Annotated in this window: 23 protein-coding genes; 9 read left to right on the plus strand and 14 right to left on the minus strand. The window is 59.7% G+C overall.

Annotated features, from left to right (window positions below):
* Window positions 1-9 precede the first annotated feature (9 nt).
* From soxY to B30_RS07985, 4 genes are all read right to left on the minus strand, one after another.
* Window positions 10-426 (minus strand): thiosulfate oxidation carrier protein SoxY, encoded by a 417-nt coding sequence (soxY, locus tag B30_RS07970; protein ID WP_009571534.1) that lies wholly within the window; start codon window positions 424-426, stop codon window positions 10-12.
* Between the two features lie 37 nt (window positions 427-463).
* A complete protein-coding gene (soxX, locus tag B30_RS07975; RefSeq protein WP_009571535.1) occupies window positions 464-937 on the minus strand; it encodes a sulfur oxidation c-type cytochrome SoxX in 474 nt (157 codons plus the stop codon).
* A 159-nt stretch (window positions 938-1096) separates the two neighbouring features.
* Window positions 1097-1693 (minus strand): thioredoxin family protein, encoded by a 597-nt coding sequence (locus B30_RS07980; protein WP_414632328.1) that lies wholly within the window; start codon window positions 1691-1693, stop codon window positions 1097-1099.
* Between the two features lie 5 nt (window positions 1694-1698).
* Window positions 1699-2454 carry a cytochrome c biogenesis CcdA family protein gene (locus tag B30_RS07985; protein WP_009571537.1) on the minus strand — a complete coding sequence of 252 codons (756 nt, stop codon included), beginning with the start codon at window positions 2452-2454 and terminating at the stop codon, window positions 1699-1701.
* 158 nt (window positions 2455-2612) lie between these two features.
* Here B30_RS07985 and B30_RS07990 point away from each other — a divergent pair, with 158 nt between their 5' ends.
* Genes B30_RS07990 through B30_RS08005 form a run of 4 tightly spaced genes read left to right on the plus strand, consistent with a single transcriptional unit; the run spans window position 2613 to window position 5003 of the window.
* A complete protein-coding gene (locus B30_RS07990; RefSeq protein WP_009571538.1) occupies window positions 2613-3005 on the plus strand; it encodes a regulatory protein in 393 nt (130 codons plus the stop codon).
* Window positions 3006-3024: 19 nt separating this feature from the next.
* Window positions 3025-3531, plus strand: coding sequence for a GlcG/HbpS family heme-binding protein (locus B30_RS07995; protein WP_009571539.1), 507 nt, complete (start codon window positions 3025-3027; stop codon window positions 3529-3531).
* Window positions 3532-3585: 54 nt separating this feature from the next.
* Window positions 3586-3915 carry an ArsR/SmtB family transcription factor gene (locus tag B30_RS08000; protein ID WP_040402083.1) on the plus strand — a complete coding sequence of 110 codons (330 nt, stop codon included), beginning with the start codon at window positions 3586-3588 and terminating at the stop codon, window positions 3913-3915.
* Window positions 3916-3950: 35 nt separating this feature from the next.
* A complete protein-coding gene (locus B30_RS08005) occupies window positions 3951-5003 on the plus strand; it encodes a YeeE/YedE family protein (protein WP_009571541.1) in 1053 nt (350 codons plus the stop codon).
* A gap of 129 nt (window positions 5004-5132) precedes the next feature.
* Here B30_RS08005 and B30_RS08010 read toward each other — a convergent pair whose 3' ends face one another.
* Window positions 5133-5759: a YdeI/OmpD-associated family protein gene (locus B30_RS08010; protein ID WP_009571542.1), complete on the minus strand. Its 627-nt coding sequence runs from the start codon at window positions 5757-5759 to the stop codon at window positions 5133-5135.
* 163 nt (window positions 5760-5922) lie between these two features.
* Window positions 5923-7221, minus strand: coding sequence for a glycerate kinase type-2 family protein (locus B30_RS08015; RefSeq protein ID WP_009571543.1), 1299 nt, complete (start codon window positions 7219-7221; stop codon window positions 5923-5925).
* A gap of 154 nt (window positions 7222-7375) precedes the next feature.
* Here B30_RS08015 and selD point away from each other — a divergent pair, with 154 nt between their 5' ends.
* A complete protein-coding gene (selD, locus tag B30_RS08020; protein ID WP_009571544.1) occupies window positions 7376-9571 on the plus strand; it encodes a selenide, water dikinase SelD in 2196 nt (731 codons plus the stop codon).
* A 5-nt stretch (window positions 9572-9576) separates the two neighbouring features.
* Here the strand turns inward: selD and mnmH are convergent, their stop codons facing one another.
* Entirely contained in the window at window positions 9577-10626 is a 1050-nt protein-coding gene (gene mnmH / locus B30_RS08025; RefSeq protein ID WP_009571545.1) for a tRNA 2-selenouridine(34) synthase MnmH, read from the minus strand.
* A gap of 294 nt (window positions 10627-10920) precedes the next feature.
* On the opposite strand from mnmH, the gene B30_RS08030 reads away from it, so the two are divergent.
* Both B30_RS08030 and fghA read left to right on the plus strand, forming a co-directional pair.
* Window positions 10921-12030, plus strand: coding sequence for an S-(hydroxymethyl)glutathione dehydrogenase/class III alcohol dehydrogenase (locus B30_RS08030; RefSeq protein ID WP_009571546.1), 1110 nt, complete (start codon window positions 10921-10923; stop codon window positions 12028-12030).
* Window positions 12030-12869 carry an S-formylglutathione hydrolase gene (gene fghA, locus B30_RS08035; RefSeq protein WP_009571547.1) on the plus strand — a complete coding sequence of 280 codons (840 nt, stop codon included), beginning with the start codon at window positions 12030-12032 and terminating at the stop codon, window positions 12867-12869. Before B30_RS08030 ends, fghA begins: the two co-directional genes overlap by 1 nt.
* Before the next feature lie 15 nt (window positions 12870-12884).
* Here the strand turns inward: fghA and B30_RS08040 are convergent, their stop codons facing one another.
* The 7 genes from B30_RS08040 to B30_RS08070 form a co-directional block, all read right to left on the minus strand.
* On the minus strand, window positions 12885-13088 hold the full coding sequence (locus tag B30_RS08040) for a formate dehydrogenase subunit delta (RefSeq protein ID WP_009571548.1): 204 nt from the start codon (window positions 13086-13088) through the stop codon (window positions 12885-12887).
* Window positions 13085-13858 (minus strand): formate dehydrogenase accessory sulfurtransferase FdhD, encoded by a 774-nt coding sequence (gene fdhD, locus B30_RS08045; protein WP_009571549.1) that lies wholly within the window; start codon window positions 13856-13858, stop codon window positions 13085-13087. Before fdhD ends, B30_RS08040 begins: the two co-directional genes overlap by 4 nt.
* Window positions 13855-16788, minus strand: a complete 2934-nt coding sequence (gene fdhF / locus B30_RS08050; RefSeq protein WP_009571550.1) for a formate dehydrogenase subunit alpha — start codon at window positions 16786-16788, stop codon at window positions 13855-13857. Before fdhF ends, fdhD begins: the two co-directional genes overlap by 4 nt.
* A complete protein-coding gene (locus tag B30_RS08055; protein WP_009571551.1) occupies window positions 16785-18302 on the minus strand; it encodes a formate dehydrogenase beta subunit in 1518 nt (505 codons plus the stop codon). The genes fdhF and B30_RS08055 overlap by 4 nt, the downstream gene beginning before the upstream one ends.
* Window positions 18299-18793, minus strand: coding sequence for a formate dehydrogenase subunit gamma (locus B30_RS08060; protein ID WP_009571552.1), 495 nt, complete (start codon window positions 18791-18793; stop codon window positions 18299-18301). Before B30_RS08060 ends, B30_RS08055 begins: the two co-directional genes overlap by 4 nt.
* A gap of 90 nt (window positions 18794-18883) precedes the next feature.
* Window positions 18884-19786 (minus strand): LysR family transcriptional regulator, encoded by a 903-nt coding sequence (locus B30_RS08065; protein ID WP_009571553.1) that lies wholly within the window; start codon window positions 19784-19786, stop codon window positions 18884-18886.
* A gap of 223 nt (window positions 19787-20009) precedes the next feature.
* Window positions 20010-20435, minus strand: coding sequence for a hypothetical protein (locus B30_RS08070; RefSeq protein ID WP_009571554.1), 426 nt, complete (start codon window positions 20433-20435; stop codon window positions 20010-20012).
* 107 nt (window positions 20436-20542) lie between these two features.
* Here B30_RS08070 and B30_RS08075 point away from each other — a divergent pair, with 107 nt between their 5' ends.
* Both B30_RS08075 and B30_RS08080 read left to right on the plus strand, forming a co-directional pair.
* A complete protein-coding gene (locus tag B30_RS08075) occupies window positions 20543-21547 on the plus strand; it encodes a hypothetical protein (RefSeq protein WP_040402010.1) in 1005 nt (334 codons plus the stop codon).
* 166 nt (window positions 21548-21713) lie between these two features.
* Window positions 21714-24260 (plus strand): hypothetical protein (locus B30_RS08080; protein ID WP_009571556.1); only part of this gene is annotated, 2547 nt, incomplete at its 3' end.

Genomic DNA, 24260 nt, shown 5'->3' on the forward strand with positions numbered 1-24260 from the left:
TAAGTCGATTTAGCCGCCGCAGCCGCCGATGGTCACTTTCACGGTCGACGCCGCTTTGATAAAGGAGCCGTCCGCCAGTTTGGCGATGGCCACCACATCCTGCGTGCCTGCAAGGCGAATGCGGGTCGAGGCGGATTGCGATCCGGCCAGGGGGCCGAAGTTGAACGTGGCCACGCCCGGAGTCGGGTTGCCCGTGGCAAACACCGCGATGGCGACCGCACCCGGTGCATTGACCGAGACTGGCACAGTGTTGCCGTTTTCGGCGATTTCCGGCGCGGTCAGGGTGATGTCCCCGCTGCCCGCCTCTGCACCACCGGTAAAGGTGGCCATTTCGTCCTCGGCTGCGGCCGTTGCGCGCCAGGGCAAAAATGCCGCAGCCGTCGCACCAAGGCCAAGAGCCAGAGCGTCACGTCGTGTGAGATTCATGGTTTGCTCCTCATAAATTCAGGGGCCGAAAAGGCGATCACTCGTCTTTCAGCGTCATCAAATAGGCCACCACATCTTCGACCTGTTGCGCCGACAAGAGCGGCGGCAGATCAGCAGGTGCGGCTTTGCCCGTAAAGGCGTCGCCCGGACGGTTGAACCCGTCGACCTTATAAAAGGCAGGCATCACAGTGCCTTCGAACGTCATTTTCGGATTGACCACCAGACCGCGCAATTGCGCCTCGTCCCAGCGCGACCCTGCCCCGTCCAACAGCGGGCCGACTTCGCCCGCAAAGGGCACATCGGCATAGTCTGTGGCGGCGTGGCAAGACACGCAGTTGCCGACGGATTTCGTGGTCATGATCGTGCGGCCTTCGGCCGGGTTGCCTGAGGTGCCGGTCAGAGACTGCGCCACTGCGCCTTCCTCAAACTGAATGCTACCCGGGGCCACTTCGGCCATCGCTGCGCTTGCCGTGAGGCCCAGCACAACAAAACAAGTTGCGATACGTTTCATGTCTCCTCCCAAAAGACTTATGTCCTAAACTGTGCGACCTTCCGCATATCTGCGGTACTGGTTTTGGATACCGTAGCGCACCATTTTGTCGCAGGGCAAGAACAAATTCAAAAAATCGAATTTTTCTGCGCTGCGGCAGGTATAGCGCTATCATACCCTCTATTCTGTCAGATTCAAATGACCCGCCTCTTGCTGGAGAACCACTTGACGCGCATGGTATTTTTGGAACGGCTCATCGCCCTCATAGCCATGTTCCAACACCCAACCCATCATGTTGAACGTGGTGTATTTGCCAAAGGCGCCGGGCACGGTCACCACCGCCGCATCCTTGGCGGAGACGCCTTCGGGCACCTCTTCGGGGAAATAGAGATTCGTTGGCGTGAACAGCGCCCCCCATTTTTGCACCATGTCCTTTTCCGGCAAAGACTCACCATCAAAATCGGTCACATCGACGTCGCCAAACATGTTGATTTGAATGACAAAAAAGTTGTCTTCGATCATCTTGGTGATCTCGGGATCGGGGTAAACCTCTTCGTGCATTTTGGTGCAATAGATACAGCCGCGCTGTTCGATCATCACCAAAAGCCGCTTTCCTTCCGCATTGGCTTCGGCCAAATCATCGCGCAGATCTTTGAACGTGTCGCGCTGCCACGGGGTTTTATGCAGACCGTCGTCACCCATTTCAAACGCCAGAGCGGGAGAAAAGGCGAGTACAGAGAGGGTGGCGGCCATCAATGTACGTCGTGCGATTTTCATCATTTTTAAAGACTCCCTTTTGATCCGATTTTAGCAAAGCTCGGGAAGGCTTCCAAAAGCCATGCCGCGATCACATTGACCGAATTTGTGACGATCAGCAGAGCGAACAGGATCAGGAACAGCCCCATCACCTTTTCCACTTTCGGCAAATGGCGGCGGAATTTTGCGGCGAATTTGAGAAACGGTTTAATGAAAAACGCCGCCACCACAAAGGGCGCGGTCATCCCGATCCCAAACACCACCATCATGATCAGCCCGCGCATCGCCGTCGATTCATTCGACGCCATCATCACCACACCGACCAAAACGCCCCCGACACAGGGCGTCCACCCGGCGGCAAAGGCAAGGCCGACCACATAGGACGACCAGATGTTCATGTTTTTGGTATCTCCCGCCTGCATTTGGAACTGGCGGTTGAGAAAACCGATTCGGATGATGCCTAAAAAATGCAGCCCCATGACAAAGACAATTGCGGCAGAGGCAAAGCGAAAGATGTCCTGATGGCTGCGAAACGCCTGCGACAGAGAAAAAGCGGCCGCGCCCAAAAGCACAAAGACCGTGATGATTCCGAGCGAAAACATCACACTTGATAACACGGCCCGGCGGCGCACGCCCGGGGCCAAATCGCCCTCGGCGTTGATTTCCCCCATCGAAGCCCCCGCCATATAAGACAGGTAGAACGGCACGATCGGCAGGATACAGGGTGAGAAAAACACCACCAACCCGCCCAAAAGGGCCGAGATAAAATTAACGTCGAACATTCAGTCCTCCCTAATGTGAATGAAGACTCCACTGCCAGATCGGCTCTTTGAGCGGCTGCATGGCGGAGCTCCTCCTCCGCTCATGAGTGATCCGTGACTTGTGTCATTCACATATTCAAATTAGGTTGTTTATGTCGCACCCGTCAATTGGTATACATATGTTGACAAAAATTCTGGCGTCAATCGCCGCCCTGATCGTATCGATTCTCCCCGCCTTTGCCACCGAACTGGTTATGGTGGAGCAAGACGGATGTGCCTATTGCGCCCGCTGGGATGCGGAAATTTCTGAGATTTATCCCAAAACGCCTGAGGGCAAATTCGCCCCTCTGCGTCGGGTCGATCTGCACGCGCCACTGCCAGAGGACCTGACCTTCAAAGGCCCGGTGATCTTTACGCCCACTTTCGTTCTCGTGGAGGACGGGATCGAACAGGGGCGGATCGAAGGCTATGCCGGTGACGAAATGTTTTGGGCGATGTTGACTATCACCCTACGCGACCACAGTGAGTTTGATGTTGAGGCCGTTCACGCCACACAGGCACCAAAGCCCTAAATCTCTCGGGAGGAGATCCATGAAACACTTTATTTTCGCAGCTATAACAGCCACTTGCACCCTCGCAACCCCAATCCTTGCTCAAGACAGCGACGACGCCTTCGTCACCTTCAAAGTGCTCAAACCCGAGGTCGCCCAAACCGCCGCCTTGGCCGCGATGCAAAGCTGTCGCGAGGCGGGCTATCAGGTCGGCGTCATGGTGGTGGATCGGTTTGGCAGTCCACAGGTCTATCTGCGCGACCGCTATGCCGGGCTGCACGTCTTTGAAACCGCCCGGCGCAAGGCCTGGACCGCCGTGTCCTTTCGCACCGATACGATGTCTCTCAGTGGCCTGACCGAACCCGGACAAATGATGGCCGGGATTCGCGAATTGACAGAACCGCTTGCTTTGGGGGGAGGTCTTGTGATTGAAGCAGCAGGCTCTATAGTAGCTGGCATCGGTGTTTCTGGTGCCCCAGGCCCAGATCTCGATGCGGAATGCGCCCAAGCGGGCATTGACGCGATTATGGATGACATCGCCTTCTAGAGGACAAATGAGGTGGACACAGTGAATTCGCCTTTGCCGGTAATTTCTGAGAACATGTCAGAAGATGACATGGACGTCATGATGGCCTCTGCCTGTGACGCGTCTCAGCTTTTGAAAGCGCTCTCGCATGAAGGTCGCCTGATGATCTTGTGTCATCTGGTCACCGGCGAGAAATCCGTCACCGAGTTGGAAGACCTCCTGTCCGCCCGCCAAGCCGCCGTGAGCCAACAACTCGCCCGGCTGCGTCTCGAAGGTCTGGTCACGCCCCGGCGCGACGGCAAAGCGATTTACTATTCCTTGACGGATGATCGTCCCAAACGCATCCTTGAAGTCATCTACGACATGTTCTGTTCGGTGGATGGCGGGAAAATGAAGCGCGGCTAAAGCCCCCTTCACGCTCCCGTAGGGAGGGAGACGACATGTTCGATCTGTTAGACCCGGGGCTGCTTGCAGCTCTGATCGGTGGTGCCGGTGGCCTCGTCTTGGGGCTGGCCGCGCGTTTGGGGCGGTTTTGCTCCATGGGCGCCATTGAAGACGCCCTGTATCAAGGCTCCGATTTGCGCGCCCGGCAATGGGGCGTGGCGCTTGGTGTGGCCTTGATTGGCACCTTCACCCTCATCGGCTTTGGCCTGTTCGATCCCGCCATGTCGCCCTATTTGGCCCTTAAATGGTATCCCATGGCCTCAATCACCGGAGGCCTGATGTTTGGCTATGGCATGGCGCTGGCGGGCAATTGCGGCTTTGGCGCCTTGGCGCGTTTGGGCGGTGGCGATCTGCGCAATTTCGTCATTGTTTTGGTCATGGGGCTGGCGACATATGTCGCGCTCAATGGCCCACTGGCCGAATTGCGTGTCACCCTGTTTCCGCCCCGCCCGGCCTCCGCCCTGCCCGGCTTTGCCCATGCGGTTTCAGGGGCGTTTGGCCTGCCGACCGTGGCCACGGGGATTGTCGCAGGTCTTGCCATCCTCACCCTCGCCCTCTCGTCTCGTGCCTTTCGCGCACAGCGGCGCTTGATCCTCTGGGGAAGCGCGGTGGGTCTGGCCATCGTCTCTGGTTGGGCTGGGACAAGCTGGCTCTCTCTGGCCACTTTCGAGGCCGAACCCGTCGCCTCCCACACCTTCTCCGCCCCCATTGGTGACACGTTGTTTTACCTGATGACCTCGTCGGCCTCCTCGCCCGGCTTTGGTGTCGGCTCGGTCATCGGGGTGCTTTTGGGCGCGGCCATCGGTTCGCTGATCAAAGGCCAGTTCCGTTGGGAAGCCTGCGAAGACCCGCGCGAATTGAAACGCCAAATCGGCGGTGCGGCTTTGATGGGCGTCGGTGCCGTGGTCGGCTTTGGCTGCACCGTCGGCCAAGGCCTTTCGGCCTTTTCCGTTCTGGCCTTCTCCGCCCCCGTGACCATCATCGCCATCATCATCGGCGCGGCCATCGGGTTGCGGCAATTGATCTATGGCTTTGCATTTGACCGTTGAGCCAGGTCGAACGGTCTTTGCTGTCTATCTAAAGGTCCGGTCTGCGAACGAACCGGTCCTTCGTTGCACTGGCAGCAAGTGCCGCTTTTGCGCAATTCTGTCATACCCATTTCCGTAAGGGTGCCGCCCTTAACGGTCCATCGCGCCCTTGCCTGCCAATATTTTATCACGGAATTTCTCTATCCGGGCCATCCGGGTCGCGGATTGCTTTGCCTGATTGAGGTTGAACATATAGCTTTTCTGCCGGCCTGGTGTCAGTGCATGAAACGCCTCGGCCAGCTCAGGATCGGCATCCAGCGCCTCGGTCAGTTCATCCGGCATGTCGATCTCGCGGTCTACTTTAGGTGGTTTCGTGCCTGCCTCGGCATGAACCATCAACTGCCTCAGATAGGCTCGTATCACCGGCTCCATGGCGCGAACCTGCGCGACATCGCTAAAGCGGATCATTCCCGGCGTTTGGCTGTTCGGTCCCTGCCGCTCCAGCACGCCTTCGGTGTCTGCCAATAAGCCGGGGTTCATGAAGCTCAGCCTGAAGTCGCCCCTAAATGCGGTTAAAATTGCGATGTTGCGGCCAGCATGCATATAGGTGGGATGCGCCCATTTCACGGTTTCTTTCAGTCCCACATCGCGGCAAATGTGGCGCAGATCATTCAGCCCGTCGATCCATAACCGGATCGAACACTCCGGTGTCGCGAAACGGTCGCATCGACCACATCCCTTGGTAAAGAAATCATCCGCGTCGGCAATCATCGCCATGGCCGCCATCCTTGTCGTACCCGAGCCACCCTATAGTAGAATGACCTCATGATAACCCTATCCTGAAACCTAAGACAATCACAGCCGAAGCGCAGGTTTGAGTGCTTCGCACCAATTCTCACGTCGCGCTGGATTAACCAAAATGACTCAAAGCCATCGTATGTTATGCACCAAACAAATGGTCGCTTTTCCTCTTCCGCATGTACTCCACATCAGCGACATCTGAGCCCCCTCCCCCCCGGATCAACACCTGAAGGTCGGCCACATTCGTTCCGGTCGCCCCGATTTGCAACAAATCCCCTGCGGCCTCTAGCCCGTGATAGCTGTCATTGCGGGCCAGAACATCTTGCGGATCAAGCCCAGAGGCCCGCATCCGATCCAGCGTGCCGGGGTCAACGATACCGCCCGCCGCATCTGTCGGACCATCGCGCCCATCCGTGCCGCCAGAGAGAAACACATAGTCTTTCAGCCCCTGTTCTTCGGCCAAAACCGCCACGCGCAGCGCCAGTTCCTGGTTGCGCCCGCCCATGCCGTCTCCGGTCAGTTTCACCGTGGTTTCGCCACCAAACAGGAAAATCCCCGGCTCGATCGCGCTCTCAACAATGGTGCGCGCCGCCTCTGCGACATCGCCCTCAAGCGGGACAGGAAAGACATGAACGCCCTGTGCCGCGCCGCCCCCCGCCGCGCGGGCCATGGCCGCCACTGATATTTTATTCGACCCAATCAACGCCACCTCACTCTCGGGCAAAGGCCCAAGATCGGGACGTGGCCGCGCCAGATACTCCACCACGGCGGTGGGCAATTTGTCCCACAGATCAAGCCCTTGCAGCATCTCGACCGCGTCTTCGCGGGTGCCAATGGGCGAAACCGTCGGCCCCGAGGCAATGGCACGCAGATCATCAGAGACCACGTCCGACAGCAACAGCGCCGTCACTTTCGAGGGCGCCGCGGCGCGCAAAAAACCGCCGCCTTTGAGTCGAGATAACTGTTGGCGCACCAGATTCATCGCCACAATATCCGCGCCCGAACCCAGCAAAAGCCGATTGACCTCCGCCTTATCCTCAAGTGAGACGCCGGGCACGGGGGCGGGCAAAAGCGCCGATCCGCCGCCCGAAATCAACGCCAAAACGTCGCCCTTGGCATGGGCCAGCGCATCCTCGATCAAAAGCGCCGCCCGCGCGCCTTCAAAATCAGGCACCGGATGTGCCGCCGCGCGCATCTCGGCCCCCTCCAGCGGCCTCGCATTCTCGTAATTGGTCACCACGATCACCCGCGCCGCATCGACCTGACGCATCGCCGCCTCGGCCATGCTGCGCGCCGCCTTGCCAACCGCGATGATCAAAGGCGCGTTGAACCTCCGTCCCTTGAGGGCGTCTTCAACGGCATGGGCGGGATCGGCGCTCGCGACACCTGTGAGGAAAATCTCGCGGGCTTGCCGGCGCATCTGGTCCAGTTGTGTCATGGCTGGGGTCTCTGTTTGGGATTGTCTGTTCGGGACTGTCTGTGCTGCATCTGCATAGCCGGATGGTGTCACGATCAGACTGCGGCGTCCAGCACCCTTGCCAAGACGCCCGGATCAGACCAGATTCCCCCAAACGAACAGAACGGACTCCGCCATGCAAGAGCTTCCCCTCACTCGTGATTTGGTCCTGATTGGTGGCGGCCACACCCATGCGTTGATCCTCAAACGGTGGGGCATGAAGCCCCTGCCCGGTGTGCGCGTCACGGTGATCAACCCCGGCGCGATTGCCGCCTATTCCGGCATGTTGCCGGGGTTTGTCGCCGGTCATTATCAACGGCAGGATTTGGAACTTGACCTGTTGCGTTTAGCGCGGTTTGCCGGGGCGCGGGCGGTTTTGGGGCGCGCCAGTGGCATTGATCGCGCGGCCAGGCTGATCCATGTCGATGGCCGCCCCCCCATCGCCTATGATGTCGCCTCCATCGACATCGGCATCACCTCCGCCATGCCCGATCTGCCGGGCTTTGCTGATCATGGCATCGCCGCCAAGCCACTTGAGGCCTTCGCCAGCCGGTGGCACGCGTTTCGCGCCCGCGCATTGCGCGGCGAGGTGGTGCCTGAGGTGGCGGTGATCGGTGGCGGCGTGGCAGGCGCGGAATTGGCCATGGCGATGGCCCATGCCTTGCGCGCGGTCCCTTCGGCCAAAGTCACCCTGATCGACCGCAGCGAGATCCTGTCAGAGTTGCGCCGCAGCACCCGCCGCGCCCTCTTGGAGGCATTGGCGACATCCGGCGTCGTCCTGCGCCCGCAGTGCGAGGTGGACAAAATTGGCCCGGAGACGATCATCCTTGGCGATGGGTCCACCCTGCCTTCCCACTTTACCTTGGGGGCGGCGGGTGCGCGGCCTTATGATTGGTTGGCACAGACCGGGCTTGATCTGAGCGAGGGCTTTGTCACCGTTGGCCCGAGCTTGCAAAGCTCCGACCCTATGATCTTAGCAGCGGGCGATTGCGCCCATATGGCCCATGCGCCACGTCCCAAAGCCGGGGTGTTCGCCGTGCGGCAGGCCCCGGTGTTGTTCTACAACCTGCGCGCACTTTTATCGGAGCCCGCCGAGCGCGCCGATCTGCACACCTATCATCCGCAAAACGACTATCTCAAACTGATCTCATTGGGGTCGAAATCGGCGCTTGCCGATAAGGCTGGCATCCGTATGTCTGGACCAGTGATGTGGCGGTGGAAGAACCATATTGATCTCGCATTCATGTCGAAACTCAAAGACTTAGATCCGATGACCGCAAAGCCTTTGCCAGACAGCGTGGCCTTGGGACTGCGCGATGAGGTGGAGGGCAAAAAGCCGATGTGCGGCGCGTGCGGTGCCAAGGTCGGGGGCGATATTTTGACCCGCGTTTTGCACGCCTCGGACGGCACAGACCCGCACCCAGATCGCGGTGACGTTCTGCATTTGCCCGGCGATGATGCCGCGATTTTGACCCATGGCGACACCTGGCAAGTGGCCTCGGTCGATCACCTGCGCAGCTTTGTCACCGATCCGGTGTTGATGACCCGGATCACCGCCACCCATGCACTGGGTGACATCTGGGCGATGGGGGCAGCACCTCAGGCGGTTTTGGCGACGATCACCCTACCGCCTCTGAGCGCCGCGTTACAGGAACGTTGGCTCACTGAGATCATGCAGGCGGCGCAGGACGTCTTTACCGCAGAGGGTGCGCAGATTATCGGCGGGCATACATCTATGGGGGCGGAACTGTCGATGGGCTTTACCGTCACCGGGCTTTTGGATCGTCCTATTACCCTCAAAGGCGCGCGTCCGGGCGATCAGATCATTCTGACCAAACCGATTGGCACGGGTGTGATGTTGGCGGCGGACATGGCGATGCAGGCCCATGGCCGCGACATGGAACGGGCCTATGCCTCGATGGTGCAAAGCTCGGGCGCCGCCTCGCGGATTTTAAATGCGGCCCATGCGATGACCGATGTGACCGGATTTGGATTGGCTGGGCATTTGCTTGGGATCTGCCGCGCCTCACAGGTTGGCGCGCATTTGCGCCTCGTGGATGTACCGCTATTGCCGGGGGCTTTGACGCTGGCGAAATCCGGGATGCGCTCGACCATTTTTCCCGCCAACCGCGCCTATGCCGCAGAATATCAAGGGCCAGAAACCGCCCGCGCCGATCTGTTGTTTGATCCGCAAACGGCGGGCGGACTGTTGGCCACCGTGTCGCCAATGCGGGCCGAGAAACTCCTCAGTGCATTGCGCGATGCAGGCTATCCCTCAGCGATCATTGGAGAAATCACAGAGACTTCGGGGCTGCTGTCTGTGACAGAGTGAGCCGTTCAGAGCGTATTGAGCCTCGCGATGATCCGCTCGGCCGCCGCCTGCCGTGCGGTCTCGCTCATGTCCAAAAGATCGACCTGCTCCAAAACCTCATGGGCATAGCGGGCACGGGCTTTTTCGTAGCGCGGATCGTAATGATGCGCCATCAACGCCTCCGCCAAATCGACAAAGGCCCCGGTCTGCGCCATCGCCCGCCACGCATCAATGCGCTCATAGCCCTGCAACGGCACAAGCTGATCCAGGCGCTGATCCATCTGATCGCGATCCGCGACAAGGTCGGCGTAGGCTTCGGCCAGATACCCGGCCCGCGCGGCCAGCGTGGCGTTTACCTCGATCCGCGGGGCATCACACATGGCGGCCCAAAGCATGGAGGGCAGGTTGCGCGCCCCGATGCGTGAACTTTCCGCCTCGACCAAAACCGGGCGGCTCGGGTCAAGCGCAGCGAGCGCAGTGGCCAGCGCGGTTTCAAAGCCTTTTTGCGACGGCTGCGTGCCCATCGCGCCAAAAATAGACCCGCGATGACGGGCCAGTCCTTCGAGGTCTAAAACCTGCCCACCCTTTGAGGCAACCCTTTGAAGAATATCCGTTTTTGCAGTCCCCGTATTGCCATCCAACAAGACGATCCGATAGGGCAGAGCGTGATCATAAAGCGCCTCCACCACCAGCCTGCGCCATGTTTTATAGCCACCCTCCAACACCTCAACCCGCCAGCCGATTTGCTTTAAAATCGAGGCAAACGAGTTCGATCTTTGCCCGCCGCGCCAACAATAAACCAGCGGTTGCCAGCCGCCATTCTTGTCCGCAAGCGGCCCTTCGATATGAGTGGCGGCATTGCGCGCGACCATGGCAGCACCAAGTTTGCGGGCCAAAAACGGCGATTTTTGTTTGTAAATCGTGCCCACTTCGGCGCGTTCACGGTCGTTCAAAACGGGCAAATTGATCGCACCGGGGATATGATCCTCGGCAAATTCCAAGGGCGCGCGCACGTCGATGATCGTGTCAAACGGCGTGTCCAAAAGCGTCTTGAGACTGGAAAATGGGTCATTCATCCCCCTCTTTTAACGCCAGATCAAAGCCGAGAACAGCAACAAGATCGCGCGGCTTTTGACCTCTACCGGATCACCTGGGGTCAAGGCCGAAATAGGGGTGAAAAAACACACCCCTTTTGTGCAAAAAATGACCCCCAAGCGTTTGACCTCAGAGGCTTTTTGCCGCAACGTAAACAGGACGATTTTCCCATGAAATATGGGGAAATCTTCTCATTTCCGATGTGCGGGCCAAAGCTCACGCATCGTGCCCTTGTGATATAACGCGATAGACACTTCGCCCCGTAAGGAGACCCCATGAAAACGCGCGCAGCCGTGGCCTTTGAGGCCAAAAAACCGTTGGAAATCGTAGAACTTGACCTTGAAGGCCCGAAGGCCGGCGAGGTTTTGGTTGAAATCATGGCGACCGGCATTTGCCACACCGACGCCTACACCCTCGACGGGCTGGACAGCGAGGGATTGTTCCCTTGCGTTTTGGGTCACGAAGGCGCGGGCATTGTGCGCGAAGTCGGCGCGGGGGTTAAGTCCGTAAAGCCCGGCGATCACGTCATCCCGCTCTACACGCCCGAGTGTCGCGAATGTAAATCTTGCCTCTCAGGCAAAACCAACCTCTGTACCTCGATCCGCGCCACCCAAGGCAAAGGCCTGATGCCCGACGGCACCTCGCGGTTCAGCTACAAAGGCGAAACGCTGTATCACTACATGGGCTGTTCGACGTTTTCGAACTTCACCGTTCTGCCGGAAATCGCGCTGGCGAAAATCCGCGAAGACGCCCCGTTTGACAAAGCCTGTTACATCGGCTGCGGCGTGACCACGGGTGTCGGCGCTGTGACCAATTCGGCCAAGGTCGAAGTCGGATCGAACGTGATCGTGTTCGGTTTGGGCGGTATCGGCCTGAACGTGTTGCAAGCGGCGCGGATGGTTGGCGCAGATAAAATCATCGGCGTCGACATCAATGACGACAAAGAGGAATGGGGCAAACGCTTTGGCATGACCCATTTCGTCAACCCGCTCAAAGTCGAAGGCGACATCGTTCAACACCTTGTTGAGCTGACCGACGGCGGCGCGGATTACACCTTTGACTGCACCGGCAACACCACCGTGATGCGCCAAGCGCTTGAGGCCTGTCACCGGGGTTGGGGCGTGTCGACCGTGATCGGCGTGGCGGAAGCAGGCAAGGAAATCTCAACCCGCCCGTTCCAATTGGTCACCGGTCGTGTGTGGCAAGGCTCCGCCTTCGGTGGCGCGAAAGGCCGGACCGATGTACCGAAAATCGTCGATTGGTACATGAACGGCAAGATCGAAATCGACCCGATGATCACCCATGTTCTGACCTTGGATGAGATCAATAAAGGCTTTGATCTGATGCATGCGGGCAAGTCGATCCGTTCCGTCGTGGTGTTCTGATGACGCTTGGAACCGTTTCAACCAACAAGGCCTTCGGTGGCACGCAGGGGGTTTACACCCACCCGTCCACCGAGACCGGAACGGAAATGACCTTTTCCGTTTTCGTGCCAGATCACGCGCCGGGAGAAAAACTCCCGGTGCTTTGGTACCTGTCGGGCCTGACCTGCACCCATGCCAATGTTACCGAAAAAGGCGAGTTTCGTGCGGCTTGTGCCGAACATCGCGTGATTTTCGTCGCCCCCGACACCTCGCCTCGTGGCGAGGGGGTGCCGGACGATGCCGATGGGGCCTATGATTTTGGTCTGGGCGCGGGGTTTTATGTCAATGCGACCGAGGAGCCTTTCGCAAAAAACTACCGGATGCAGGCCTATATCGAAAGTGAATTGCCCGATCTGATCGCGGCGCATTTCCCCGCCGACATGGCGCGTCAGGGCATCACGGGTCACTCGATGGGCGGGCACGGCGCGCTGACCATCGCGCTGCGCAACCCGGATCGGTTCAAATCCGTCTCGGCCTTTTCGCCGATCGTCTCGCCGCTGAATTGCCCGTGGGGTGAAAAGGCGTTGACCGGCTATATCGGTGCGGACCGGAACACTTGGCGTCAGTATGATGCCTGCGCTATGATCGAAGATGGTGCCTCTGTGCCGGATATTTTGGTCGATCAAGGTACCGGGGATAATTTCCTGGAAGGCCAGTTGAAGCCCGAGTTGCTGCAAGCGATCTGTGACGCGAAAGGTCAAAAGCTCACCCTGCGGATGCAGGAGGGCTATGATCACAGCTACTATTTTATCTCCACCTTTCTGGCCGATCACGTCGCCTGGCACGCCGCGCGGATGTAATATTTGGGGGCCGCATCACACCTGTGTTGCGGCCTCAATCACCAACGGATCAAGCCCCTGCCCGCCCTCGGCCAGATAAGCGCGCAGTTGCGCAATCATCCGCGGCTCCCAAAAATCTTTGATGTGCTGCGCCACGCCTTTGGACTGATCCGCCCCCGGTTGGGTGTTGAAAAACGCAGCAATTTGATTGGCCATCAAGATCATTTTATCATTGGTCACAGCACGGTTTCCTTTCCTGTCTGCGCAGTGGAATAGGTCACAATCGCCTCGCGCCGGATCACGCAAAGCGTCATGCCACAACGCCCGGCCAAATTGACCGCTGCGCGGGTCGGGCTTGAGAGGCTGAACAATCCGGGCACGCCGACGCGCGCGCATTTTTGCACCAAATCGACCGAAAGCCGCGAGGTGATCAACACCGCGCCTTTGGTGAGATCGCGGGTTTCAAGCGCACCGATCAGTTTGTCCAAAGCATTGTGCCGCCCAACATCTTCGCGCAGCGCCACCAATCCCGAGGCATCAAAAAACCCCGCCGCATGCATCGCGCCCACGTCTTCGCGCCGTTTCTGTCCGGCAGTCAACGCCGTAAGCGCCGCGCGGGCGTGATCCATCAGCCCCGGTTCCATCGGTGCGACTTGTCCGGGAAAGGCACTCGCCTGCGCCAGACTGTCGATGCCGCACAGGCCGCAGCCAACGGGACCAACCGCCGCACGACGGCGCGCATCCATCGCCTCGGAGCGATCTTCAGGGATGCGCCCACGGACCTCAAAGCCCGTCTCATGGCGGAGGGCCACCACCTCCGTGACCTCACCCGCCCCTTTCACGATGCCTTCAGAACGGGCAAATCCGCGCAGAAAATCCGGCAGATCAAAGGGCGATGCCATCATCACCGCCGCCGTCGAGCCATTGAACACCAGCGCCACGGGTTGCTCCTCCGGCAGGGCGTCTACGGCCATGGCGGCCCCGGACTTGGAGATGGTGACTTCGCTCATTCAGCCGCCGCAATCCGACGGGATTTTTCCGCCTGAGCCGAATAGGTTTGCTGCCAGTCGCTCGGTCCGTTGGACGCCGCGACCTGCACCGCCGTCACCTTGTATTCCGGGCAATTGGTCGCCCAATCGGAATACTCCGTGGTGATGACATTGGCCTGTGTGTCGGGGTGGTGGAAGGTGGTATAGACCACGCCGGGGCTAACCCGATCCGTCACTTTGGCGCGCAGCGACGTTTCGCCCGACCGCGACGCCAAGCGCACCCAATCGCCATCCTTGAGTCCACGATTTTCGGCGTCATGCGGATGGATTTCCAACAGGTCTTGGTCATGCCAAAGCGAATTCTCCGTCCGCCGGGTTTGCGCGCCAACGTTATATTGGCTCAGAATCCGCCCGGTGGTCAGCAACAGCGGAAAGCGCGGTCCGGTTTTCTCGTCGGTCGGGATATATTCGGTGACGATGAACCGCCCCTTGCCGCGCATGAACCCATCCACATGCATCAGGGGCGTCCCAATCGGATGCTCCTCGTTACAGGGCCATTGCACCGAGCCTTCGGCCTCCAAAAGCGCATAGTCCACACCGGCAAAAGACGGTGTTGTGTCGGCGATCTCATCCATGATTTCCGCCGGATGGGTGTAGGTCCAGCGCGCGCCGCCGGTTTCTTTTAACACGGCATTGGCCAGCATTTGGGTGACTTCCCAATCGGCATAGCCGTTTTTCGGTGCCATGACTTTGCGCACCCGGTTGATCCGGCGTTCGGCGTTGGTGAATGTGCCGTCTTTTTCCAAGAACGTCGATCCCGGCAAGAACACATGGGCGTAATTGGCGGTCTCATTGAGGAACAGATCGTGCACGATGACACAGTCCATCGCCGCCAGACCAGCCGCCACATGTTTGGTGTCGGGGTCGGATTGCAGGATGTCTTCGCCCTGACAATACAGACCCTTAAAGGTGCCATCGACCGCCGCGTCCAACATATTCGGAATGCGCAAGCCCGGTTCCGCGTCCAAAGACACCCCCCAGACCTGTTCAAACATCTGCCGCACCTCATCGCCGTGCACATGGCGGTAGCCCGGAAATTCATGCGGGAAAGAGCCCATATCACATGACCCCTGGACGTTGTTTTGACCGCGCAGCGGGTTCACGCCCACGCCCTCGCGGCCAATGTTGCCGGTCATCATCGCAAGGTTGGCGATGGCCATCACTGTGGTCGAACCCTGAGAGTGTTCGGTAACGCCAAGCCCATAATAGATCGCGCCATTGCCCCCCGTCGCAAAGGCCCGCGCCGCATCCCGCAGGGTCGCGGCCGGCACGCCGGTGAGCGCCTCTGTGGCTTCGGGTGCGTGTCGATCTTCACTGATAAAGGCTTTGTAATCCTCCCACGCGTCGAGATCACAGCGCGCTTTGATAAACGCCTCATCCATCAGCCCTTCGGTCACGATGACATGCGAGAGGGCCGAGACCACGGCAACATTGGTGCCGGGTTTGAGTGGCAAATGATGGCCCTCGCCCATATGTGGCGTGTGCAAAAGGTCGATCCGGCGTGGGTCCACCACGATCAGTTTCGCCCCTTGACGCAAGCGTTTGCGCAGGCGCGAGGCAAAAACCGGGTGGCCATCCGTCGGGTTCGCGCCAATGACGATGATCACATCGGATTTCTCAACGGAATCAAAATCCTGTGTCCCGGCGGAGGTGCCGAATGTTTGGCCTAACCCATAGCCTGTCGGTGAATGGCAGACGCGCGCGCAGGTGTCGGTGTTGTTGTTGCCAAACACCGCGCGGGTGAGTTTTTGCACCAGATAGGTTTCCTCATTGGTGCAGCGCGACGAGGTGATCACGCCAATGCTCTTTTGGCCGTATTTGGCCTGAAGCCCGACGAGTTTCTTGGCGGCAAAGTCAAGCGCCTCCTCCCAAGACACCTCTTTCCACGGCTGATCGACGCTGTCGCGGATCATCGGGTTGAGGATGCGGTCCGAATGCGAGGCATAGCCATAGGCAAACCGGCCTTTGACACAGGAATGACCCCGGTTCGCCTTGCCATGTTTATAGGGCACCATGCGAACCAATTGATCGCCCTGCATCTCCGCCTTAAAGCTACAGCCAACACCACAATAGGCGCAGGTGGTGACAACGGACCGATCCGGCGTGCCGAGTTCAATGACGGATTTTTCCTGCAAGGTCGCGGTTGGGCAGGCCTGAACACAGGCGCCACAGGACACGCAATCGGAGGCCATGAAATTTTCCGCCCCGACCGCAACGCGGCTGTCAAAGCCGCGCCCTTCGATGGTCAGGGCAAATGTCCCCTGAACCTCTTCGCAGGCCCGCACACAGCGGTTGCAGACGATACATTTGGAGGCGTCATAGGTGAAATACGGGTTGCTGTCGTCTTTCGGCAACCATTCGGGATTGGCCGCGCCTGAGGTGTCGCGCGCTTCGAAATGGTTGGCCAGTGGCGCGCTTTCCGGTGCTTTATAGCGCACATCGCGCAGGCCCACGGCCCCGGCCATATCCTGCAATTCGCAATCATTGTTGGCGGCACAGGTCAGGCAATCGAGCGGGTGATCCGAGATGTAAAGCTCCATCACCCCCTTACGCAGCTTGCGCAGTTTCGGGGTCTGAGTGTGGACCGTCATCCCGGCGTGAACCGGTGTGGTGCACGACGCGGGTGTGCCGCGACGCCCTTCGATTTCGACCGCGCAAAGACGGCAGGAGCCAAAGGCCTCAAGACTGTCGGTGGCGCAAAGTTTCGGCACTTGGATGCCCAGTTCGGAGGCCGCGCGCATCACCGATGTGCCCGCAGGCACGGTGATCTCCATACCGTCGATGGTCAGCGTCACGGGCGCGCCGGTGTGCGCCGGAGTGCCGCGATCTGTCTCATCCTGAATGCCATTGCCCCACGCGTCATTCTGTCCGGGGATGATGAAATCTTTCATTCTGCGGCCTCCTTTTGCGGGGCGAAATCTTCGGGGAAATGTCGCAGTGCCGACATCACCGGAAAGGGCGTGAACCCGCCCAAGGCGCACAGCGAGCCATCGGTCATCACCTCGCAAAGATCGGTGAGCAATTCGATTGCGCCTGTGTCGCCTTCGGCAATTCGGTCAATCGTCTCAACACCGCGCACCGCACCGATCCGGCAGGGCGTGCATTTGCCACAGCTTTCCACCGCACAAAATTCCATCGCAAACCGTGCCATCGACAACATGTCGGCGCTGTCATCAAACACCACAATCCCGGCATGACCGATGAGCGCCTTTTGCCCGTCGAATTCTTCATAGCCAAAGGGCGTGTCAAACTGATCCGGGTGCAGATAGGCCCCCAAAGGTCCGCCAACTTGCACCGCTTTGACAGGCCGCCCAGTGGCGGTGCCGCCCGCGACTGTGTTGACCAATTCGCCCAACGGCATGCCGAAAGCGGTCTCAAACAGGCCACCAAATTTCACATTTCCTGCAATCTGGATCGGCATCGTGCCTTTTGAGCGCCCCAGACCGAAGCTCGCGTAATGCTCCGCGCCCTTGGCAAAGATCACTGGCACAGTTGCCAGAGAAATTACGTTGTTCACCACAGTGGGGCGACCGAGGAACCCCTCCAACGCGGGCAAAGGCGGCTTGGCGCGGACCACGCCGCGTTTGCCTTCGAGCGAGTTGAGCAACGAGGTCTCTTCGCCGCACACATAGGCTCCGGCCCCGGTGCGGACCTCCATGTCAAACGCCTTGCCCGACCCCAGAATGTCCACGCCCAAAACGCCCGCGGCGCGCGCAATCTCGACCGCACGGGACATGACGGCGATGGCGTCCGGGTATTCGGAGCGAATGTAGATATAACCTTTGGTGGCGCCACAGCCGATCCCGGCGATGGTCATGCCTTCGATCAGGGTGAACGGGTCGCCTTCCATGATCATCCGGTCGGCAAAGGTGCCGCTGTCGCCCTCGTCCGCATTGCAGACGATGTATTTTTGCGGCGCATGGGCCAAGCGCACGGTGTCCCATTTGATCCCGGTCGGAAAGCCCGCGCCGCCACGTCCGCGCAGACCGGAGAGTTTGACCTCATCAATGATCGCGTCTTGCGACATGGCAATCGCACGTTTGAGACCTTCAAGCCCCCCATGGGCCTCATAATCCGCGATGGAAAGCGGATCGGTGAGGCCGCAGCGAGCAAAGGTCAGGCGGGTTTGGCGGGCGAAAAACGGGATGTCTTCAACCGAGCCATGCGTGTCAACGCGACCGTCCAAAAGCGCGCCCACATCGGTGGGGGCAATCGGACCATAGGCCTGACGCACGCCGTCTTTCTCAATCTCAACAAGCGGTTCAAGCCAGATCATGCCGCGCGTACCGTTGCGGATGATCTCGACCTCAAGGCCGCGCTTTTGCGCCTCGGCAGCCAACACCCCGGCCACGTCATCGGCACCCAGCGCCTTGGCGGCGCTGTCCATGGGGACATAGATTTTCATGCACCAACCTCCGCCAAAACCGTATCCAAACGCGCGTCACCGACCCGACCGATCACCTTGCCGTCCACCATCGCGGCGGGGGCGCAGGCGCAAAGACCAAGGCAATAGACCGGCTCAACGGTGACCGCGCCATTGGCGGTGGTGCCGTGCCACTCCAGACCCAGTTTTTTCAACAACCGATCCGCCATGGCCGTCGCGCCCATCGCCTGACAGGCCTCGGCACGGCAGATTTTCAACACATGTTTGCCCGACGGGCGGGTGCGAAAATCATGGTAAAACGACAGCACGCCTTTGAGTTCGGCGCGGGTGATGTTCAGCGCGGCACAGAGCGGCGCGTAAGCGCTCTCGGGGACATAACCATAGGCCTCTTGCAGCGCGTGCAGCATTGGCAAGAGCGGGCCTTCGAGCGCCAAAAACGGGCGGATCACGGCTTCGATGTCTGTCACGTCAGGCGGCGTCAGATCGGACTGGGCTGGCATTCGGGTGCGCATGGCTGGCCTCTTTGGTCATTTCCACCACAAAACCCGAGCGACACACAAAAGGTCAATATCGCTATTCCGTTAACTGATAGAAACTTCCTATCAACGTGCCCCTGTTTCCCCCCGCATCCGCCGCGCCTCGGCCAAAAGTGCCTCGATCACTGGTGTGTGGGGCGCGCGCTGCGGCACGACGAGGCCAACAGTATGGCTCTCCCGTCCCTCTGTGCCGCTCATCGGCACCAAGGACAGCCCCTTGCCCTCGGCCAAAAACCGCGCGATGTCATCGGGCAGGACCGTGATCCACTCCCCCGCCGCCACATTGGCGATCAGGGCAAGGATCGAGTTGGATTCGATTTGCGCTTCGGGGGCGATGCCCGCGCGCATGAAAGCCTGGTTGATGATCCGGCGGTTTTGCATGTCCGGTGTCATCAGCGCCAGTTTTTGCCCATTCAGCTCACCCCAGTCCACTTCTGTACGGCTGGCAAAGGGCGATGTCTTGGCGCAAACCAGCACCAGGCGCTCCTGCCCCAAGGCCTCGGTTTCGACCCGGCCCATCGGTTCGTTGTCCAGATAAGACAGGCCCGCGTCGATCTCGAAATTCTCCAACATCGCCAAAATATCCCGTGAGGGGCGCGACAGGATGACAAAGCGCACTTTCGGGTGTTTGCGACTGACCGCATCGGCCAATTTGGCAACCAGGTTCAGCGCCGTTGGGATCACCGCAATGCGAAGCTGACCGGACAGGCCATGCCGGGTCGAGCGCATCTCCTCGCGCAACTGTCGCGCGTCGCCCGTGATCCGCCGCGCCCAATCCAAGGCCCGCGTGCCCTCCGGTGTCAACCCGCCATAGCGCGAACCGCGAAAGATCAGTTGCACCCCCAGTTGATCCTCCAACTGTTTGATCCCCGCCGAGAGCGTCGGTTGGGTGATGCCGAGGCTCACGGCGGCGCGGCCAAAATGATGTTCGCGCGCCACCGCGATAAACATGTCGAGCTTGTCCAGCATGATAGAAATTTCCAATCACTTTACTATAAAGTGATGGAAAACACCCCATTAGACAATGAAAATCCACAGCTTGACTGCGCCAGTCAGGAAACAGACCATGCATTTATCAATCCGGCGGCCAAACCGAGGCCGCCGGGATTTGGCTCTGACGTCAAAGCCATGCCACGCAGTTGGCGGGCGATGGTGAATTTTCGGACCGACGTGCTGCGCACACGAAATCGCGCTACTGAATCTCGATCGCCTTGCGCTCATAGTGCGCCTGATCGGATGTGCCATCGTCAAAGATCACATTCACCGACACGGTTTGCACCGATCCCGGCGCGAACATCACCAAAATACTGTCGAGGCTCTCGGCCTTCAGGGCGTTGGGTTGCGCGCTGTCCATGTAACAAGGTTCGGCCTGAAACGGCACCATGTCACCACCATTGACCGCATAGAAAATCTCGCTCACCCCACAACGCCACGACAAAAGATTGGTGAAATACAAAAGGTCTTGGCCGTCATAGCTGCGCACGGCGACCCATTGCGGTTTGGTCGCTTGCAAAATCGGCTTAACTTCCGCCGCTGTGGTGAAATTTTCAGCCATTGCGGGGGTGTGGGCCCCAAAGGTGGCCGCGAAAAGCAGAAGAGTGGCGATGACGGGCCTCATGGAAACAATCCTTTTGCAAACAAGGGAATTAGCACCTTTTGATACACAACGAACCACCTTATACTCCAACGAACAGGTGTCCTCCCGATCAGATCAAAGTAGTGCGTATGACCAGTAAGCCTCAAAATCCCGTTCCGTTCAATATTGTCGTCGTCGGCCAGAGTGGCCGATTGATGTATGAGGCTTTGCTGTTCGCGGCCTCTTTGCGTGCCTCGGACCCGGAATTCAAAGGTCGGCTGTTCATCGCCGAACCGCAACCGGGCGCGCTTTGGAATGGCGATCCGCGGATGAAACAATCCGATGCGCTGGAGGCGTTCAAACGCCTTGATGCGGAGATCCTGCCGTTTGAATCGCGCCATTTCGGCCAGGCCTACCCCTATGGCAATAAAATCGAGGCGCTGTTTGCCCTGCCCAAGGGCGAGCCTTTCGTGTTTTTCGACAGTGACACGCTGATCACCGGGCCAGTTTCCGAAGTGCCGTTCGATTTTGACCGTCCCTGCGCCAGTCAAAAGGTCGAAGGCACCTGGCCGCAAATCGAACTGTACGGACCGGGTTATGGCGAGATTTGGAAATCGCTCTATGACAAATTCGGGCTGGAGTTTGAAACCACGCTCGATCTCGATCAACCGGACGAATATTGGCGCCGCTACCTCTATTTCAACGCGGGCTTTTTCTTTTACAAATGCCCGCATGAATTTGGTCAGCGGTTCTTGGACTACGCCCTCGCCATCCGCGATGATCCGCCCCAAGCCGCAGCGCTTCAGACCTTTGATCCTTGGCTCGATCAGGTGGCCTTGCCCTTGGTGATCCATTCCTTTGGCGGTGCGCGCACCACCTTGCCAAAGAACACGCTTGATGGCGCGATCTCGTGCCATTACCGCACTTTTCCGCTGCTGTTTGCCCGCGAAAGCGAGCATGCCGTCGAGGTGCTGCGCGAGGTGTCTTCGCCCAACTGGATCAAAAAGGTGCTCAAAGAATATGAGCCGATCAAACGCTTGGTCTATCAACCCAAAGGCGAAAAAATCCGCGCCATGTTTGATCGCGACCATTTGCCCCGGCGCGAACAGATGATCCGCAATCAAATCAAAAAAGCCGGGCTTTGGATGCGCTAAGGCGGGTGTGCCCCGGCAGCGCTGAGGCACGGTCCTCCCGGCGGGGCGGCAAGAGTTCGCCCGCCGCAGTACCACAACCAAATCCGGGGTCGGTTTCGCTTTGCACCATCCAAAAGCTGCGTTAGGGTGCCTCTCGAACCGCGTCAAACCGAGCCAGTCCCCGGAAATGAAACCGAATTTTGCCCTCAACCTAAGCCATGATGGCATCGTTCTGTTGCACCGCGCCTCCGCCGGGTGGCATCATATGGGCGAGGTCGCGCTGGATGCCCCCGACATGGCCAAAGAGCTGGCCGATCTGCGACGCACCGCCACTGCGGTCTCGACGGCCGGACTGGCCACCAAACTGGTCATTCCGAACAGTCAAATCCTTTATCGCAGCCTGCCCGATCCCGGAGGCTCAGACAGGGCGCGCGAGACCGCTATTCGCGCTTCGCTTGAGGGGGCGACCCCCTATGCCCTGACCGATTTGGTTTGGGATTGGGTGGTGACATCCGGCACCATCCAAGTCGCGGTTGTCGCCAAGGAAACCCTTGAAGAAGCAGAAGCTTTCGCCACGGAGCATCGGTTCAACCCGGTGTCTTTTGTCGCTCTGCCCGAGGCTGAAACCTATCTGGGCGAGCCGTTTTTTGGCCGTGCCAAAGCCGCCGACGATTTGGTCGGAGCAAAGACACGAATTGAACCGGACGTTGAGGCGATTACGATTTTGGCGCATCGCGAGGTGGAGCCTGCGCCCATTCCCGAACCAGTTCATGCCCCTGCGCCCGAACCCGCAGCGATTGCCGATGTAGACCAGGGCCAGACGACTGAAAAGGCGGCTGATGTTGCTCCCAAGCAGGCAGAGCAGATCGAAACACCTGCCCCGCGACAGGAACCGGAGCCCGCGTTCAAGCCCGAGGACGGGAGGGCGTCCGACAGGCTTGAGGCCAATTTTCTTACGCCCGAAGCGCAAGAGCCAAAGGTCGCCCCGACTGATACGCCAGACGCACCAGATGACTCCAATGCCGCGACACCCGAAGCGCCCTCTTCGTTTCAATCCCGTCGCGTTTTGACCACCGCACCGGCGGACGATCCTGAGACCCCGTCGGGTGTGCCGCGCGTGTCGGCCCAGCCGTCGCGGGTCCTGGCCGATGTGCGCAAATCCCCCGAGGTCACATCCGCGCCGTTCCCCAACATGGCGGCCCCTGCCTCCGTGCCGCAAACGCCCGCCGATCCCGCGCCGCAAGAGCATCCGCATATCGCGGTGCATGTGCCTGTGACCTCGGGCGACCTGCCTTTGGCCCCGGACGACAGCGCGCCCAAACCCAAACCGATCAAGCCGCGTAAAACCGGACCTTTGCCGGAACCGCCGCCCATGCCCGCGCCCTTGCCTGTACAAACGCGACCGTCCCCCGCGTCACTCTCCGACAAGCCCAGCAAAGCGGCCGCGACCCTTGGTAAGCTCAAAACCCTCTCGGTGCGCGCCGCGCAAAAGGCCAAACCTGCTGTCACAAAGGCCAAAACCGAGCTTGCGAAACCCGCAAAGAAAAGCACCAAAGGTTTTAGCACCGCCGATATCATCACTGCACCTGTCGCTCAGAACGGCGTTGACGACACGGCGATGAGGCCGCTCTCAGATCGCGCTGCGGGTCTCGACTCGGTTGACAACACCCGTGATGAAGCCGAGGCAATGACCGTCTTCGGCGCCCGCCGCCGCAACCGCGAGACCGCGCGCAAACCGCGTCGCCTTGGGTTGATCCTGACCGGGGCGTTGGTGGCGTTGCTCTTGCTGGTCGGTTTGATTGCCGGGCTTTTGCCGTCGTCTGAGCCCCCTGAGACGCCCACCGAGACCAGTGCCACGGAGTCTCTTCCCGACGACGAGCCAACTGTACCGAATACGGTTCTGGCCGATGCCGCCCCCGTGTCCGACGCGGATCTGGCGGTCGAAACCGATGCGGCTGATGAAGAGGCGGAATTGACGCCTGAGCTGTTGGAAGAGGCCACCCGCCCCGCCCCGCTTGGCACCGAGACGGAGACCACCGAAGCCGATCTGGCGGACCTCACGGCCGATTATGCCGCGACTGGCATTTGGCCGCTGGCCCCCGATGCGGGGGATGGCGCGGTTGTGGAAGACAGCGTGGATGACGTCTACGTCGCCTCGATCGACCCCGGCATCCAATCGCAAGATGCGGGGGCTTTGGTCGATGTGGCCCGCCATCAGGGTGATGTGGCCCCGCGCGCGGCCCCCACGCCTGCGCCTTTTGGCACACGCTATGACTATGATGATGCCGGGTTTATCCGCGCCACCCCCGAGGGAACGGTGACACCGGATGGCACGGTGGTTTATGCCGGACGGCCCGCGATTGTCCCCGGCGCCCGTCCGGGCAGCGCGGTGAATGAGGCGGTGGAAACCGCACTCAATCCGGCCCCTGTGGCGGCGGATGATCCGGTGCGTTTGGCGCTTGCCGAATTCCGCCCCAAACTGCGGCCCGAGGCCTTGGTTGAGAGCAATGAAAAGGCCAATCTGGGCGGCATCACCCGCGCCCAACTGGGTGGGTTCCGGCCAAAATTCCGTCCGGCTTCCGCTCAGGAACAGGCCGCCCAAGAGGCGATCGTCGCCGGGGCCAACGCCCCCGCGCCCACTGCGCCCGTTGTCGTCGCCTCTCTGATCCCGAAAGAGCGCCCGAAAGATTTCTCCAAACTCGCCGCTGCAGCCGCGGCCGCAGCGGCGGCTGCC

It is taken from the genome of Celeribacter baekdonensis B30 (assembly GCF_000299875.1).
In the GTDB taxonomy this organism is placed as follows: Bacteria; Pseudomonadota; Alphaproteobacteria; order Rhodobacterales; family Rhodobacteraceae; genus Celeribacter; species Celeribacter baekdonensis_A.

Bases quoted from the DNA above. Each gene is read 5' to 3' on its own strand.
- B30_RS07980 (WP_414632328.1), bottom strand. From the start codon at position 1,693: ATGAAAATCGCACGACGTACATTGATGGCCGCCACCCTCTCTGTACTC.
- B30_RS07990 (WP_009571538.1), top strand. From the start codon at position 2,613: ATGTTGACAAAAATTCTGGCGTCAATCGCCGCCCTGATCGTATCGATT.
- soxX (WP_009571535.1), bottom strand. From the start codon at position 937: ATGAAACGTATCGCAACTTGTTTTGTTGTGCTGGGCCTCACGGCAAGC.
- mnmH (WP_009571545.1), bottom strand. From the start codon at position 10,626: ATGAATGACCCATTTTCCAGTCTCAAGACGCTTTTGGACACGCCGTTT.
- soxY (WP_009571534.1), bottom strand. From the start codon at position 426: ATGAATCTCACACGACGTGACGCTCTGGCTCTTGGCCTTGGTGCGACG.
- selD (WP_009571544.1), top strand. From the start codon at position 7,376: ATGCAAGAGCTTCCCCTCACTCGTGATTTGGTCCTGATTGGTGGCGGC.
- fghA (WP_009571547.1), top strand. From the start codon at position 12,030: ATGACGCTTGGAACCGTTTCAACCAACAAGGCCTTCGGTGGCACGCAG.
- B30_RS08010 (WP_009571542.1), bottom strand. From the start codon at position 5,759: ATGGCGATGATTGCCGACGCGGATGATTTCTTTACCAAGGGATGTGGT.
- B30_RS08075 (WP_040402010.1), top strand. From the start codon at position 20,543: ATGACCAGTAAGCCTCAAAATCCCGTTCCGTTCAATATTGTCGTCGTC.
- B30_RS08060 (WP_009571552.1), bottom strand. From the start codon at position 18,793: ATGCGCACCCGAATGCCAGCCCAGTCCGATCTGACGCCGCCTGACGTG.
- B30_RS08005 (WP_009571541.1), top strand. From the start codon at position 3,951: ATGTTCGATCTGTTAGACCCGGGGCTGCTTGCAGCTCTGATCGGTGGT.
- fdhD (WP_009571549.1), bottom strand. From the start codon at position 13,858: ATGAGCGAAGTCACCATCTCCAAGTCCGGGGCCGCCATGGCCGTAGAC.
- B30_RS08070 (WP_009571554.1), bottom strand. From the start codon at position 20,435: ATGAGGCCCGTCATCGCCACTCTTCTGCTTTTCGCGGCCACCTTTGGG.
- B30_RS07995 (WP_009571539.1), top strand. From the start codon at position 3,025: ATGAAACACTTTATTTTCGCAGCTATAACAGCCACTTGCACCCTCGCA.
- B30_RS07985 (WP_009571537.1), bottom strand. From the start codon at position 2,454: ATGTTCGACGTTAATTTTATCTCGGCCCTTTTGGGCGGGTTGGTGGTG.
- fdhF (WP_009571550.1), bottom strand. From the start codon at position 16,788: ATGAAAGATTTCATCATCCCCGGACAGAATGACGCGTGGGGCAATGGC.
- B30_RS08000 (WP_040402083.1), top strand. From the start codon at position 3,586: ATGTCAGAAGATGACATGGACGTCATGATGGCCTCTGCCTGTGACGCG.
- B30_RS08055 (WP_009571551.1), bottom strand. From the start codon at position 18,302: ATGAAAATCTATGTCCCCATGGACAGCGCCGCCAAGGCGCTGGGTGCC.
- B30_RS08065 (WP_009571553.1), bottom strand. From the start codon at position 19,786: ATGCTGGACAAGCTCGACATGTTTATCGCGGTGGCGCGCGAACATCAT.
- B30_RS08015 (WP_009571543.1), bottom strand. From the start codon at position 7,221: ATGACACAACTGGACCAGATGCGCCGGCAAGCCCGCGAGATTTTCCTC.
- B30_RS08030 (WP_009571546.1), top strand. From the start codon at position 10,921: ATGAAAACGCGCGCAGCCGTGGCCTTTGAGGCCAAAAAACCGTTGGAA.